Below are 12,975 nucleotides of genomic sequence, written 5' to 3'. Positions count from 1 at the left end.
AACTTCTTTCACTGTGCTGCGATCTGAGAGCATGAGCATTGCGACAGAGGCAATGAATCGGCAACTCTGAACAAAATTTTATAGACAGCGAGATAGGAGTCCAGCCGATGCCAACCGAAAAGCTTACTTTTGCGGGTCATGCCGGTGACCAGCTTGCCGCCCGCCTTGACCTGCCCAATGGTCCGCATCTCGCCACGGCGATTTTTGCCCATTGCTTCACCTGCTCTAAAGATATCTCTGCCGCCCGTCGGATCGCCGGTCGCCTGTCATCCATGGGGATCGCCGTATTGCGGTTCGACTTCACCGGGCTTGGCCATTCGGAAGGCGAATTTGAGAACACCAGTTTTTCGTCGAATGTGGGCGACCTGATTGCCGCTTATAACGCCCTAAACGCCCGCGATATGCCCCCTTCGCTGATTATTGGCCACTCGCTGGGTGGCGCGGCAGTGCTGAAAGCCGCCCCCAAGATGCCCGAGATCAAAGCAGTGGTGACGATCGGCGCGCCGTTTGATCCGGGCCATGTCACCCATAATTTTGCGCAAGCTATCCCAGAAATCGTCGATAATGGCGTCGCCGAGGTGAACCTTGGCGGGCGCCCCTTCCGCATTGGAAAGGCATTTGTGGATGATGTGTCAAACGCCGCTTTGACCGGGGCCATCGCCCATTTGGATGCGGCTTTACTGGTCCTGCATGCGCCGCGCGACAGCACCGTTGGCGTTGAGAACGCATCCAATATCTTTCTGGCCGCGAAACATCCCAAAAGCTTTGTGACCTTGGATGATGCCGATCATCTTGTGTCGCGCCCAAGTGATGCCGAATACGCCGCCGATGTGATCGCCGCATGGTCAAAGCGCTATTTGAAGCTGCCAGAGCCATCCAAAGCCCCGTCCGCACCCGAAGGCGTGATGCGCGTGACCGAGGCCGATCCCAACGGCTTTCTACAGGATGTCCAATCGGGTCCCCATCACGTTCTGGCGGATGAGCCTGCGGCCTTTGGCGGGACCAATAAAGGTCTGACACCCTATGGCTTTGTCTCGGCCGGTTTGGGTGCCTGTACATCAATGACGATCCGGATGTATGCGCGCCGCAAAGGCTGGCCCTTGACTGGCGTTAGCGTCGATATCACCCATGCAAAGGAACATGCCGCCGACGCGGCCGACCCAGGTGCCAAGGTCGATCATTTTGAGCGCATCATTAAGTTGACGGGCGACTTATCAGACGACCAACGTGAACGTCTGCTAGAGATTGCCGATAAATGCCCAGTCCATCGCACGATAGAGCGCAGCTCAACCGTGACAACAACGCTCGCATGAAAAAAGGGCGCCGCCGGGCGCCCTTCTCAAAACTCTGATAGTGTGATGGCCTACTGGCGAGCGTCGCCAACCAGGCGCCAGATCATTGGGAATGCAATCACAGCCGCAACCAGTTTCAGCGCATCGACCCAGATGAATGTTTTCACACCGTAGGCATACCAGTTCTGCCACCCAAAGCCCATGAACGCATCCTGCCCGGCCAGACCAGCCAGCAGATTTGCACCAGAGCAGAGCCAGATCACACCTGGGATATAGACGCAGAGGATACCAACCGCCATGGCGCCAGCCATAGACACAGGGCTGCGGTCCCAACCGGATTTCGCCAGCATACCGACAACATAGGCCGCCAGCATAAAGCCCAGGATATAACCGCCTGTCGGGCCCATGATGTATGCAAGACCAATGCCTTTTTCAGGTGTCCCCGCAAAAACCGGCAAACCCTGCACACCCAGCGCCACGTAAGCCGCAACGGTGCTAAGCCCCAACGCAGAGCCGTAAGCGGCCCCGATTGACATGATCACCAGCAATTGCAGCGTGACCGGAACGGGCACTGTCGCGATCTGGATTTTCGCCGAGATCCACAGCGCCGCGACGCCGATGACCAAAAGCATCACTTGTTTCAGCGTCCGAGACATCCCCTCAGATGGGCCAAATGTCTCTGCCAAAACCTTATTGTTGAGTGCAAGGGCCATGCGCCGCTCTCCCTTTATATCTATTTTCCTGACCGCTTATTGCCCTAGCCATGCCTGCAACGCAAGCAGCACGGTCGCATCACCTGCGGTAGCGCGTTGTCGAAACATAGTCCTTGCGCGGCCCCACAACCGACCAGCGACATTCCCATTTGGGCCAATCGGCAAAGTCATATGTGGATCTATATAGGTCGTCGCCGCAAAGGTGATCCTCGCCCACTGCTGTTGGCGTCAGCGCAAACCGGTGGAACGGGGCCTCATCATCGAACTGGACCGCCACCTGCCCCGCATCAAAGTGCCAGATGTATCGCCGTGTCGCCTGCAATGCGGGGCCCTGCCCCATTTGCAGACGGCCCTCTTCACAATATTCCAAGACACTTTCCGAGCGGCGTGTGAACACCGCATGCCCGGTCAAATGACCGTTCTGCCCGGCCCGCGCATCGGCGATCTGCCGGTCCAGCACCCATTTGCCTTCGAAATCGGCCATATTTTGCGGCAGGCTTGCCAGTTTCACGTCGTCGCTCCCTTGAGGCTCGGCAGTTCCCCCCTTATGACGCAAGCGACTTTCGCTGCAAAGGTAGGCCCCATGATCCCTCGTTATTCCCGCCCTGAAATGACCGCCATTTGGGACCCCGCGACCAAGTTCCGCATCTGGTATGAGATCGAGGCCCATGCCTGCGATGCACAGGCCAACCTGGGCGTCATCCCCAAAGAAAACGCCGAGGCTGTTTGGAAGGCCAAGGATGTAGAATTCGACGTAGCCCGCATTGATGAGATCGAGGCCGTCACGAAACATGACGTGATCGCATTCCTGACCCATCTGGCCGAACATATCGGGTCCGAAGATGCCCGGTTTGTGCATCAGGGCATGACCTCATCCGATGTGCTGGACACCACATTGAATGTGCAACTGGTGCGGGCTGCGGATATTCTGATTGCGGACATGGACCGGGTGCTTGCCGCGCTGAAAACGCGCGCCCATGAGCATAAAATGGATGTCCGTATCGGGCGCAGCCACGGCATCCATGCCGAACCGACGACCATGGGCCTGACCTTTGCCCGCTTCTATGCCGAAATGGATCGCGGCCGTGCCCGCCTTGTTGCCGCCCGCGCCGAAATCGCGACCGGTGCTATTTCTGGCGCGGTCGGCACCTTTGCAAATATCGACCCCGCAGTTGAGGAACATGTCTGCGCCCAGCTTGGCCTGTCCCCTGAGCCGATCAGCACCCAAGTCATCCCCCGCGACCGTCATGCGATGTTCTTTGCCACCTTGGGCGTGATCGCCAGCAGTATTGAAAACATCGCGACCGAAATTCGCCATATGCAGCGCACCGAGGTTCTGGAAGCCGAAGAGTTCTTTTCAAAGGGTCAAAAAGGCAGCTCGGCCATGCCCCATAAACGCAACCCCGTTCTGACAGAGAACCTGACCGGGCTGGCCCGCCTCGTTCGTATGTCTGTTGTCCCCGCGATGGAGAATGTCGCCCTTTGGCATGAGCGTGATATCAGCCACTCATCCGTTGAGCGCGCGATTGGACCGGATACGACTGTCACATTGGATTTCGCCCTGAACCGCTTGGCTGGCGTCATCGAGAAATTGGTCATCTATCCCGACAATATGTTGGCGAATATGAACAAGTTCCGCGGGCTTGTGATGTCACAACGCGTCTTGCTTGCACTGACCCAAGCCGGTGTCAGCCGCGAGGATGCTTACCGCCTGGTACAGCGGAACGCCATGAAGGTCTGGGAGCAAGGCGCCGACTTCAAGACCGAGCTGTTGGCCGACAAAGAAGTTCTTGCCGCACTGTCAGTCGCAGAGATCGAAGAGAAATTCGATCTGGCTTACCATACCAAACATGTCGACACGATTTTCACGCGTGTCTTTGGGGAGCAGTAGAGGTTGCGATTGATCGGCCGTGCTCCAGCAACACGGCCGATCATTCGAAGATCATTGTCCGGCCGATTGATGCGCTACGTCTTGGGCTTTTGCCGTGCGACGGTTGGTCGCGGGCGCTGCTGCCTTTCTGCGCACCGCTGGCATGCTCATGGCGACATAACGACGGTCATCATGCATGTTCACATACGAATCGCCGATCAGTTTTGCGGGGTAGCCAAGTTGACGTAACGTCCGCGCAAAGATCGGCGGGCAAAGTGCAATGATTTCGGTCGCCCCATGGGTCGTTGCCTGATCAACCACGCCGTCGAGAATCAGTGACAAGCACTGTGACCGATCTGCGTGCGTGGTCACTTCGTCGGATATGACAACCCGTGTCGCTTCCCACAAATTGGGGGTTACTTCAGCCTGTGGAATGATGTCTGCGGGGATGCCGATCAGCTTGCCATCAACCGCATCGCGCAACATGTAAGTATGGCTACCCCATTGCGCCGTAGTTGCCATGGCACGCATTCCGCCAATGACTTTCCCGTCGCGCAACACCAAAGAATAATAGGCATTTGGATTGTCATACTGATCCATTTCCACGTCGTCATCATGTGGAACATCCCACCCAAGCTTATCGACGAAGAAGCGTTTACGAAGCGCCAGAAATTCGTAAAAGGCCGTCCCATACTTGTGAAGTTCTGCCAGATTGAAGGTGATATTTTCCATGTCTACTTTTCTCTCTACCCTGAGACGAGCCATCGCTCGTCCACCTTGCTGTTTGGTCTTTACCAAGACAGAGATAAATTAGCGCGAATTGTACTTAAGTGAGAGCGAAAATTGGTTAATTTTCTAGATAAGACCGTACTGGTTCGCCAAAGCCGCAGCCTGCGTTCCGGTCTTTGCGCCGAGTTTGAGCTTTGCATTTTTGAGCCGTTGCTTAACAGCACCTTCGCTGACGCTCAACTCAAAGGCGATTTCCTTGAGGCGTTTTCCATCCTTGACCATCCCAAGTGCTTCCAATTCGGCCTTGGTCAGATTCGTCGGCGGCGCGGTTTCGGAGTGTCGACGGGTTAAATATGCCTTAAGCAATTTCATCTCTAAGTCGGTATACTCCCGATCAGATCGCGTAAAAGATGCATACGATCTTTGAGCATCTGCGCCGTTTTCAAAAATCGAAACAGTGACACCATAACGCATCCCAAATGTTTGCGCCTGCGCAACAATGCGCTTAGGATCATCGATAGGGAGCTCGCTCCAACGGCATATTCCTACATTGCTGTAGGCCCATCTAACCACAGGATCAAACAGCATAAAGCGGTTATTTGTATAGTGATCTACCCACTCCTGCGGAAATGCGTTCGTCTCTTCCATGGGGAATGCAAATCCGATCCGCAAAGCAACATAATATCCAGATGGGGCGAGTTGTGCGACCTCCTCCGGGCCCAGAAGTTTCGACATTCAGGTTCCTCAAAAAGCTTTAGGTCTTACAAAGCTCTTGTTGATGCTTAGCGCTTGATACTACTATCGTTTATGCAGTGCCGAGTAGTACAATATGAGCATTGCCAAGTGCTTGGCAACCGGAAAGCGAGTTACGACCATGTCAGCAACACAAGTTGAGATCAGTGAAGTCCTTGGCGGGCTTAATGAGTTAGCACCAACAGGCTACGCCCTTGGGTTTCATATCGCTTACACGACTCCAAGGTTTATGTTCCAAACTTACGCAAAGGCATGGCTGGACTACTACTCTCAGAACGGTTTGCTGATGAATGACCCCATGGTCGCCTGGGGTTTTGAGCATGTCGGCGCCCGCCGTTGGTCCGATCTTGACGACCCTGCGGGTGTGATGAAACTTGCCGCAGATCACGGTATGCATTTTGGTGTTGTGATCGCAACAGATCAGGGTGACAGCCGAAGTATTTGCGGCTTTGCAAATGCAGCTCGCGAGTTCACCGATGATGAAATCAACAAGTTGTCCGCAGACGTACTTAAGCTGCATGACAGCACTGCTGAACAGGCGCAGTTGTCGCCAGAGACAGTTCAGCAATTGAAAAATATGTCGATTTTGGTGACCCATCCTGGTTCATAAGGATCAAAGATAACTCTTCCTTTACGGGCCCAGGGTTACAAGAGCTGCATGAATATGCAGATGTCCATGTCCCCCTCGCCTGAACTGACACGCCGCCGCAAGGCGGCGATGATCGTACAAATGCTGATCAGCGATGGCGGTGAACTGTCATTGTCCCAACTGCCAGAATCCTTGCAGGAACTGCTGACTCGCGAAATGGGCGCGATCAAACTTGTGGATCGTGAAACTGTCAGTGCTGTTGCCGAAGAGTTTCTAAGCGCCGTCGATGCGGTTGGTTTGACCGCGCCAGGGAACGAAGACGCAGCCATCCTTGCCATTGCCGATCACCTCAGCCCGCAGCTTGCAGACAGGCTACGGAAACAGACGGCGAGCGTGCGAAATGGCGATCATTGGCCTCTGATTACCTCGCTTCCGAATGAGCGGATTGTCGCCATTATGACCTCTGAGAGTATTGAAGTTTGTGCAATTACTCTGTCGAAACTCTCCGTCGCTCAGGCAGCCGAGGTGTTAAGTCTGACCCCAGGCGATCGCGCACGTAAGATCAGCCTCGCCATGTCGCAAACCGCAGACACATCGCCAGAGGCTGTCCGCATCATCGGCAAGGGTTTGGCCGAAGACTATGGTCAGACCCCAGCGCTTGCTTTCGAACGCGCACCGGTGCAGCGCCTTGGTGCAATCCTGAACTCAACCAAATCTGACCGCCGCGAAGAGGTCTTGGAAAGCCTCGACAATGATGATCCGGCTTTCGCCACCGATGTGCGCAACGCGATCTTCACATTCAAGGACATTGTGCACCGGATCAAAGAGCTGGATATCCCGAACTGCATCCGGGCTGTCCCTGGTGAAACGCTTACCATCGCGATTGCCGCTGCTTTGAAGGGTGACGACCATCTGAAAGCATCCGCTGAATTTATCCTCTCAAATGTCTCGCAACGTATGGCGACACAAATCCGCGATGATGCAATGGAGGCAGGAACCATTAAGAAAGCGGCTGGCGAAGAGGCCATGGGCTCTGTAACAAACGCGATCCGGGAACTTGTCGATACGGGCACCATTACAATGCGCACCCTTGATGAGGAGGACGAAGACACCTAGTTGGTGGCGTCCCCCAGGGCCAAGGATTGTGAAGCATCCTGGTGGCCTCGCGCTGCCGATCAGCGGTCTTGAGGCCGAATTGCGCGTAGACACTGCGTTGCGATCTGATTTACCCTTTCGTCATGGCAGAATATACAGATACGTTTGATGGACGCCGCTGGCACGACATGGGCGGCAGCTTGGCCGGGCCGATCCCAACGGATCAACATGACTTTGCCCTTTGGGAGAAACGCGTTGATGCCTTGATGGTCATTTGCTCGGGCAAAGGGCATTTCACCGTTGATGGTCTACGCCGCGTCCTTGAGGATATGGGCCCCGAGGCCTTTGAAACCATGTCCTATTACGAACGCTGGGTCGCATCGATCAACCAAAACCTGATTGAGGCTGGCGTCTATTCGACTGCAGAACTTGCCGCGCGTATGTCCGAAGTCGCAGCGCGCGGGGCAACCTATGGGGATGCCGCCGATGGTTGAATGGGTACGCGTCCGCGCCGACATGCCCCCCGGCCATGTCCGGACCCCTGTTTATCTGCGCGGCAAAACAGGTTGGGTTGAACGCCATCTCGGGCCATTCCCGAACCCCGAAGCGCTGGCTTACGGGCATGACGGCACACCCACACCGCTGATGCGTATCCGCTTTACCATGTCCGAGATTTGGGGCACCGATACCGCCCACCCCGATGACACTGTCGATGCCGAGATATATGCCCATTGGCTGGAAAATATAGAGCAACCGCATGCCCCATGATCACCATGAAAATCTGTCGCCATCGGGGCACCCGTACCGCGCAGATAACGATCACCCGCTGACCTATTGGCAGCAAATGGAAATCGCGATCAGAGAATTGCTGATCGAAAAAGGCGTGACCACGGCCGCCGAAATCAACGGGCAGATCGATCTGATGGACAGCCGTAGTCCGGCCAATGGTGCCGCAGTTGTGGCCCGCGCCTGGACTGATCCGGCATTTCGTAGCGCCCTTTTGAAGGATGCAAGCGCGGCCAGTAAAGACATGGGTTTTGACATCGGCCCATTGCGGCTGATTGCGGTGGAAAACACACCCAATATACACAACATTATCGTCTGCACCTTGTGTTCCTGCTATCCGCGCAATTTGCTGGGCCTACCGCCCGATTGGTACAAATCGCGCGCCTACCGATCGCGCACTGTGAAGGAGCCGCGCAAAGTTCTGGCAGAATTTGGGGTCTTATTACCCCCCGAGACAACTGTGCGGGTCCATGATAGCACCGCCGACATGCGTTACATTGTGATTCCAAATCGTCCTGCGGGCACTGAAAACTGGTCTGAAAAAGCGCTGGCAGACTTGGTCACCCGTGACAGCATGATTGGCACCGGGATCATCGAAGCACCCCAAGTTCCGTGACACAGGCATCACCGCAATCAGGCACCAAAGCCGATTGGCTTGCTGACCGCGCGCTGCGCGGTCTGATTGCGACGATGTTGAAACTGCCTTACGAACGCCGGGTTCGGCTAATGGGCGCGGCTGTCAACCGCGCAATCAGCCCCCTTGCAGGCTATCGCCGGCGCTCTGAAGATAATCTTGCGATGATTTACCCCGAAATGCCTGTGCCTGAGCGGCAGCGCATTGCAAAGGCTTGTTGCGATAATTTCGGGCGGACATTGATCGAAAACTACGCCTGGCAGGAATTTGGTCAACGGCTCGCCCGAACGGAGCCCAAAGGCGATGGGCTTGCACCCTTGGCCCAGGCCGCCGCCGACAAGCGCCCAGTCATCTTCGTCACCGGACATTTCGGAAATCACGAAGCCCCCCGTCAGGTTTTGACTGCGATGGGGCATGAGATTGGTGGCCTCTACCGTCCCATGCAAAACCCTTATTTCAATGATCACTACGCCAAGACAATGACCTCGTGGGGTGGTCCCGTTTTTGAACAAGGCAAACGGGGCACGATGGGATTCGCGCGGCACCTCAAAAAGGGCGGCATGGGGACTTTGTTGTTCGACGTGCGCGCCAGAGGCATTGAGATCCCATTTCTAGGCCAACCGGCGCATACAGCAACCTCTGCCGCAGACATCGCGCTGAAACTGGATGCGCTTGTCATTCCGTATTTCGGTATTCGTCAGCCAGACGGGTTTTCATTTCAGGTTGAGGTCGAGGCGCCGATCAAACCCGCCACGCCGCATGATATGATGATAGAAATGACCCAAAGGCTTGAAGGGCAGATTGCACGCCGTCCTGAACAATGGTTCTGGGTACATCGCCGCTGGAAAGATCGGCGCAAAAAGCGCTAGCGCAGCTGTGCGGCGCCGACGATCGGCCCATTGCTGGCCTGCTGGATGATGACAGCCACGGGATCATTTCCGGGGGCTTCTGCCGTCAAATTCAGCGGCGCACGCCCGTCCCATTGGCTGACGATATCCCAAGATCGGACGATATTTGCGTAGCTTAGACTGCGCCCCGCGTTTTCACCGCGGCGGATCGAAACTGTTTCTTCTGGGATAAAGCGCACCAGTTGCACCACGTAATCGCCAGCACTTTCTGGATGAGCGGCAATTTGAACGTTGTCCCCATCCCGGGTCAGGGCAACCGATACCGCATAGCCCCGCGCACGCTGTGCCTGAACCGCATCCATCACCTGCATCGGCCGCGATCCAACGACATGCTCTACCCCGCCAATCACCATTTGCGGGGTATATACAGTCGCCGAATTTGCAGCGCGCGCATAATCATGTTGTCTTGCCGTAAATGCGGGATCGGCAAAGCTGTCCTTCCAGCCGATATAATCCCAGTAATCCACATGCAGCGCCAAGGCGATCACATCATCCTGCTGCGCAAGTTCATGCATCATCGCATCTGCGGGCGGGCATGAGGAACAGCCTTGCGATGTGTAAAGCTCAACTACCACCGGCCCCGACTGGGCCGCAAGGAATGTTGGCTGCAACCAACCACAAAACGCAAGAGCAACAAGAAAATGACGCATAAGGGGACCTGAACTACGATTTCCCATTGGTTTTAAGCGGCGCGAACTTAAATAGCCAATCAAGCAATTGCGAGCCATTTGTGACGAATGTTTCAACCTTTCATTGACAATTGGCGCCTGTTGCAAACGACCACATACCGCTCTGCCGTCGCGACTTGATTGACGCAATGACGTCAGGCACAACCGAGATAGACAGCCAACATCTGCGACGCCACGAAAGGGATAGCCATGACCATCACTGTCGGAAAAGACACCTCCAAAACCCGCAAAACCCTCACCGTTGGCGATCAGTCGGTCGCCTATTATTCGATCCCCGCGGCACAAACCGCCGGATTGGGCGACTTTTCAAAGCTACCTGCCGCATTGAAAGTCGTGTTAGAAAACTTGCTGCGCTTTGAAGATGGCGGATTTTCCGTCTCTGTCGACGACATCAAAGCCTTTTCCAAATGGGCCGACAACGGCGGCAAGAACCCGATTGAGATCGCCTACCGCCCTGCCCGCGTGTTGATGCAGGATTTCACCGGCGTCCCCGCCGTGGTTGACCTTGCCGCCATGCGCGACGGCATCGTGGCCCTTGGTGGGGATGCCCAGCAGATCAACCCCCTGAACCCGGTCGATCTGGTCATCGACCACTCGGTCATGATTGATGAATTCGGCAATCCACGTGCCTTCCAGATGAACGTCGACCGCGAATATGAACGCAATATGGAGCGCTACCAGTTCCTGAAATGGGGCCAAGGCGCGTTTAACAACTTCCGCGTAGTCCCCCCCGGAACCGGTATCTGCCACCAGGTGAACCTGGAATATCTGGCCCAGACGGTCTGGACCGACAAGGATCAGAACGGCGAAGAGGTCGCCTATCCCGATACGCTCGTCGGCACCGATTCCCACACAACCATGGTCAACGGCCTCGCCGTACTTGGCTGGGGCGTTGGCGGGATTGAGGCTGAGGCCGCGATGCTGGGCCAGCCCGTTTCCATGCTGATCCCCGAGGTTGTAGGCTTTGAACTGACCGGCGAAATGATGGAAGGCACCACCGGCACCGATTTGGTGTTGAAAGTTGTGGAAATGCTACGTGAGCTGGGCGTCGTCGGCAAATTTGTTGAATTCTACGGCGAAGGACTGGACCGCCTGCCGCTCGCCGACCGCGCCACAATCGCCAACATGGCCCCCGAATACGGCGCGACCTGTGGCTTCTTCCCGATCGACGGCGAAACCCTGCGTTACCTGCGCAATACCGGCCGCGACGAAGACCGGATCGCTCTGGTCGAAGCCTATGCCAAGGAAAATGGTTTCTGGCGCGATGAGAATTACGCGCCGATCTACACCACTACCCTGCACCTCGACATGGGCACCATCGTCCCCGCCATTTCCGGCCCCAAACGCCCGCAAGATTATGTGGCGCTGACCGACGCGAAAGCGGCGTTCAAAAAGGAAATGGAAGAGACGTTCAAACGCCCCATGGACAAAGAAGTCGCCGTTGCTGGCGAGGATTACACCCTGTCTTCGGGCGATGTTGTGATTGCTTCGATCACATCCTGCACCAACACATCCAACCCTTACGTGATGATCGGCGCAGGTCTGGTGGCGCGCAAAGCCGCCGCCTTGGGGCTAGACCGCAAGCCATGGGTCAAAACATCGCTCGCCCCGGGATCACAGGTTGTCAGCGAATATCTTGAGGCCGCGGGCCTGCAAGATGACCTCGATAAAATCGGCTTCAACCTTGTCGGCTACGGCTGCACCACTTGCATCGGGAACTCTGGCCCGATCCAGAAGGAACTGTCCGACGCGATTGCGGAGGGCGATTTGGTCGCCACCTCTGTCCTCTCTGGCAACCGGAACTTCGAAGGGCGCATCAGCCCGGATGTACGCGCGAACTACCTCGCCTCTCCACCTTTGGTCGTGGCCTATGCGCTGGCGGGGACGATGGATATCGACCTGTCCAAGGACCCAATCGCGCAGGACAAGGATGGCAATGACGTCTACCTCAAAGACATCTGGCCCACCTCGGCCGAGATCAACGCGCTCGTTGAAAAAACCGTCACCCGCGAGGCGTTCATCAACAAATATGCGGACGTCTTCAAAGGCGACGAAAAATGGCAAGCGGTGGAAACCTCGACGGGCGAAACCTACGACTGGCCCGCTGCCTCAACCTATGTGCAGAACCCGCCCTACTTCCAGGGCATGTCCAAAGAGCCGGGCGAGATCCAGGATGTGGTGAACGCCAAGGTTCTGGCCGTCCTGGGCGATATGGTCACAACCGACCACATCAGCCCTGCGGGATCATTCAAGGACACGACGCCCGCTGGTAAGTACCTGATCGAACGGCAGGTGCCGGTGCGCGAATTCAACAGCTATGGCTCACGCCGCGGGAACCACGAGGTGATGATGCGCGGCACCTTCGCCAATATCCGCATCAAGAACGAGATGCTGGATGGGGTCGAAGGCGGCTATACCAAAGGACCGGACGGCGCGCAGACCTCGATTTTTGAGGCGTCTATGGCGCATCAGGCCGAAGGCACCCCATTGGTCGTCTTTGGCGGCGAGCAATATGGCGCCGGTTCTTCGCGCGACTGGGCAGCCAAGGGCACAGCGCTTCTGGGCGTCAAGGCGGTGATTGCCGAAAACTTCGAACGCATCCACCGCAGTAACCTTGTCGGCATGGGGGTCATTCCATTCGAATTCACCGGCGGCGACACCCGCAAGACGCTGGGGTTGACGGGCGAGGAAGTGGTGACGATCGCAGGGCTCGCCGATGTAAAACCCCTGCAAGAGGTCACCGCCAACATCACCTTCGGCGACGGGTCGACCAAAGACATCACGCTGAAATGCCGGATCGATACAGCCGTCGAGATCGATTACATCAAAGCAGGCGGTGTGCTGCACTATGTGCTGCAGAACCTGGCAAAGGCAGCCTAAATAACAAACGCCCCGAATCCTTTCGTTCGGGGCGTTT

At 56.2% G+C, this 12,975-nt stretch carries 14 protein-coding genes; 9 read left to right on the top strand and 5 right to left on the bottom strand.

The window, feature by feature from the left end:
• Nucleotides 1-107: 107 nt before the first annotated feature.
• Entirely contained in the window at nt 108-1,313 is a 1,206-nt protein-coding gene (locus tag AABB29_RS13725) for a bifunctional alpha/beta hydrolase/OsmC family protein (protein WP_341366373.1), read from the top strand.
• A gap of 50 nt (nt 1,314-1,363) precedes the next feature.
• On the opposite strand, the gene AABB29_RS13720 is transcribed toward AABB29_RS13725, so the two are convergent.
• Together AABB29_RS13720 and AABB29_RS13715 are read right to left on the bottom strand one after the other, a co-directional pair.
• Nucleotides 1,364-2,005: a biotin transporter BioY gene (locus AABB29_RS13720; protein WP_341366374.1), complete on the bottom strand. Its 642-nt coding sequence runs from the start codon at nt 2,003-2,005 to the stop codon at nt 1,364-1,366.
• A 79-nt stretch (nt 2,006-2,084) separates the two neighbouring features.
• Entirely contained in the window at nt 2,085-2,516 is a 432-nt protein-coding gene (locus AABB29_RS13715; protein ID WP_341366375.1) for a DUF6314 family protein, read from the bottom strand.
• A gap of 72 nt (nt 2,517-2,588) precedes the next feature.
• Here AABB29_RS13715 and purB point away from each other — a divergent pair, with 72 nt between their 5' ends.
• A complete protein-coding gene (purB, locus tag AABB29_RS13710; RefSeq protein ID WP_341366376.1) occupies nt 2,589-3,896 on the top strand; it encodes an adenylosuccinate lyase in 1,308 nt (435 codons plus the stop codon).
• Nucleotides 3,897-3,947: 51 nt separating this feature from the next.
• Here purB and AABB29_RS13705 read toward each other — a convergent pair whose 3' ends face one another.
• On the bottom strand, nt 3,948-4,607 hold the full coding sequence (locus tag AABB29_RS13705) for an acyl-homoserine-lactone synthase (protein ID WP_373636577.1): 660 nt from the start codon (nt 4,605-4,607) through the stop codon (nt 3,948-3,950).
• A gap of 123 nt (nt 4,608-4,730) precedes the next feature.
• Nucleotides 4,731-5,339 (bottom strand): autoinducer binding domain-containing protein, encoded by a 609-nt coding sequence (locus AABB29_RS13700; protein WP_341366378.1) that lies wholly within the window; start codon nt 5,337-5,339, stop codon nt 4,731-4,733.
• 139 nt (nt 5,340-5,478) lie between these two features.
• Here AABB29_RS13700 and AABB29_RS13695 point away from each other — a divergent pair, with 139 nt between their 5' ends.
• The 6 genes from AABB29_RS13695 to AABB29_RS13670 all read left to right on the top strand — a co-directional run bounded on the left by AABB29_RS13695 (nt 5,479) and on the right by AABB29_RS13670 (nt 9,330).
• On the top strand, nt 5,479-5,967 hold the full coding sequence (locus AABB29_RS13695) for an autoinducer binding domain-containing protein (protein ID WP_341366379.1): 489 nt from the start codon (nt 5,479-5,481) through the stop codon (nt 5,965-5,967).
• A 48-nt stretch (nt 5,968-6,015) separates the two neighbouring features.
• Nucleotides 6,016-7,062 carry a FliG C-terminal domain-containing protein gene (locus AABB29_RS13690; protein ID WP_341366380.1) on the top strand — a complete coding sequence of 349 codons (1,047 nt, stop codon included), beginning with the start codon at nt 6,016-6,018 and terminating at the stop codon, nt 7,060-7,062.
• Nucleotides 7,063-7,229: 167 nt separating this feature from the next.
• Nucleotides 7,230-7,535, top strand: coding sequence for a ScnB-like protein (locus tag AABB29_RS13685; protein WP_373636917.1), 306 nt, complete (start codon nt 7,230-7,232; stop codon nt 7,533-7,535).
• Nucleotides 7,528-7,809, top strand: a complete 282-nt coding sequence (locus AABB29_RS13680) for an SH3-like domain-containing protein (protein ID WP_341366382.1) — start codon at nt 7,528-7,530, stop codon at nt 7,807-7,809. The genes AABB29_RS13685 and AABB29_RS13680 overlap by 8 nt, the downstream gene beginning before the upstream one ends.
• Nucleotides 7,799-8,443 carry a nitrile hydratase subunit alpha gene (nthA, locus tag AABB29_RS13675; protein WP_341366383.1) on the top strand — a complete coding sequence of 215 codons (645 nt, stop codon included), beginning with the start codon at nt 7,799-7,801 and terminating at the stop codon, nt 8,441-8,443. The genes AABB29_RS13680 and nthA overlap by 11 nt, the downstream gene beginning before the upstream one ends.
• A complete protein-coding gene (locus AABB29_RS13670) occupies nt 8,440-9,330 on the top strand; it encodes a lysophospholipid acyltransferase family protein (RefSeq protein ID WP_341366384.1) in 891 nt (296 codons plus the stop codon). Before nthA ends, AABB29_RS13670 begins: the two co-directional genes overlap by 4 nt.
• Here AABB29_RS13670 and AABB29_RS13665 read toward each other — a convergent pair.
• A complete protein-coding gene (locus AABB29_RS13665) occupies nt 9,327-10,019 on the bottom strand; it encodes a DUF1223 domain-containing protein (protein WP_341366385.1) in 693 nt (230 codons plus the stop codon). The two genes, AABB29_RS13670 and AABB29_RS13665, sit on opposite strands and share 4 nt — an antisense overlap.
• 228 nt (nt 10,020-10,247) lie before the next feature.
• Between AABB29_RS13665 and acnA the strand changes: the two genes are divergently transcribed.
• Nucleotides 10,248-12,938, top strand: a complete 2,691-nt coding sequence (gene acnA, locus AABB29_RS13660) for an aconitate hydratase AcnA (RefSeq protein WP_373636576.1) — start codon at nt 10,248-10,250, stop codon at nt 12,936-12,938.
• The last annotated feature ends 37 nt before the right edge of the window (nt 12,939-12,975 follow it).

This window comes from Yoonia sp. BS5-3, assembly GCF_038069655.2.
Lineage (GTDB): Bacteria > Pseudomonadota > Alphaproteobacteria > Rhodobacterales > Rhodobacteraceae > Yoonia > Yoonia phaeophyticola.
The sequence above is the reverse complement of the archived record's forward strand: the minus strand, read 5'-3'. Positions and strand labels throughout refer to the sequence as shown.

Excerpts from the sequence above, each read along its gene's own strand:
- purB (WP_341366376.1), top strand. The coding sequence starts at position 2,589 with ATGATCCCTCGTTATTCCCGCCCTGAAATGACCGCCATTTGGGACCCC.
- AABB29_RS13695 (WP_341366379.1), top strand. The coding sequence starts at position 5,479 with ATGTCAGCAACACAAGTTGAGATCAGTGAAGTCCTTGGCGGGCTTAAT.
- AABB29_RS13720 (WP_341366374.1), bottom strand. The coding sequence starts at position 2,005 with ATGGCCCTTGCACTCAACAATAAGGTTTTGGCAGAGACATTTGGCCCA.
- AABB29_RS13725 (WP_341366373.1), top strand. The coding sequence starts at position 108 with ATGCCAACCGAAAAGCTTACTTTTGCGGGTCATGCCGGTGACCAGCTT.
- AABB29_RS13705 (WP_373636577.1), bottom strand. The coding sequence starts at position 4,607 with ATGGAAAATATCACCTTCAATCTGGCAGAACTTCACAAGTATGGGACG.
- AABB29_RS13665 (WP_341366385.1), bottom strand. The coding sequence starts at position 10,019 with ATGCGTCATTTTCTTGTTGCTCTTGCGTTTTGTGGTTGGTTGCAGCCA.
- AABB29_RS13680 (WP_341366382.1), top strand. The coding sequence starts at position 7,528 with ATGGTTGAATGGGTACGCGTCCGCGCCGACATGCCCCCCGGCCATGTC.
- AABB29_RS13700 (WP_341366378.1), bottom strand. The coding sequence starts at position 5,339 with ATGTCGAAACTTCTGGGCCCGGAGGAGGTCGCACAACTCGCCCCATCT.
- acnA (WP_373636576.1), top strand. The coding sequence starts at position 10,248 with ATGACCATCACTGTCGGAAAAGACACCTCCAAAACCCGCAAAACCCTC.
- AABB29_RS13690 (WP_341366380.1), top strand. The coding sequence starts at position 6,016 with ATGAATATGCAGATGTCCATGTCCCCCTCGCCTGAACTGACACGCCGC.
- nthA (WP_341366383.1), top strand. The coding sequence starts at position 7,799 with ATGCCCCATGATCACCATGAAAATCTGTCGCCATCGGGGCACCCGTAC.
- AABB29_RS13685 (WP_373636917.1), top strand. The coding sequence starts at position 7,230 with ATGGGCGGCAGCTTGGCCGGGCCGATCCCAACGGATCAACATGACTTT.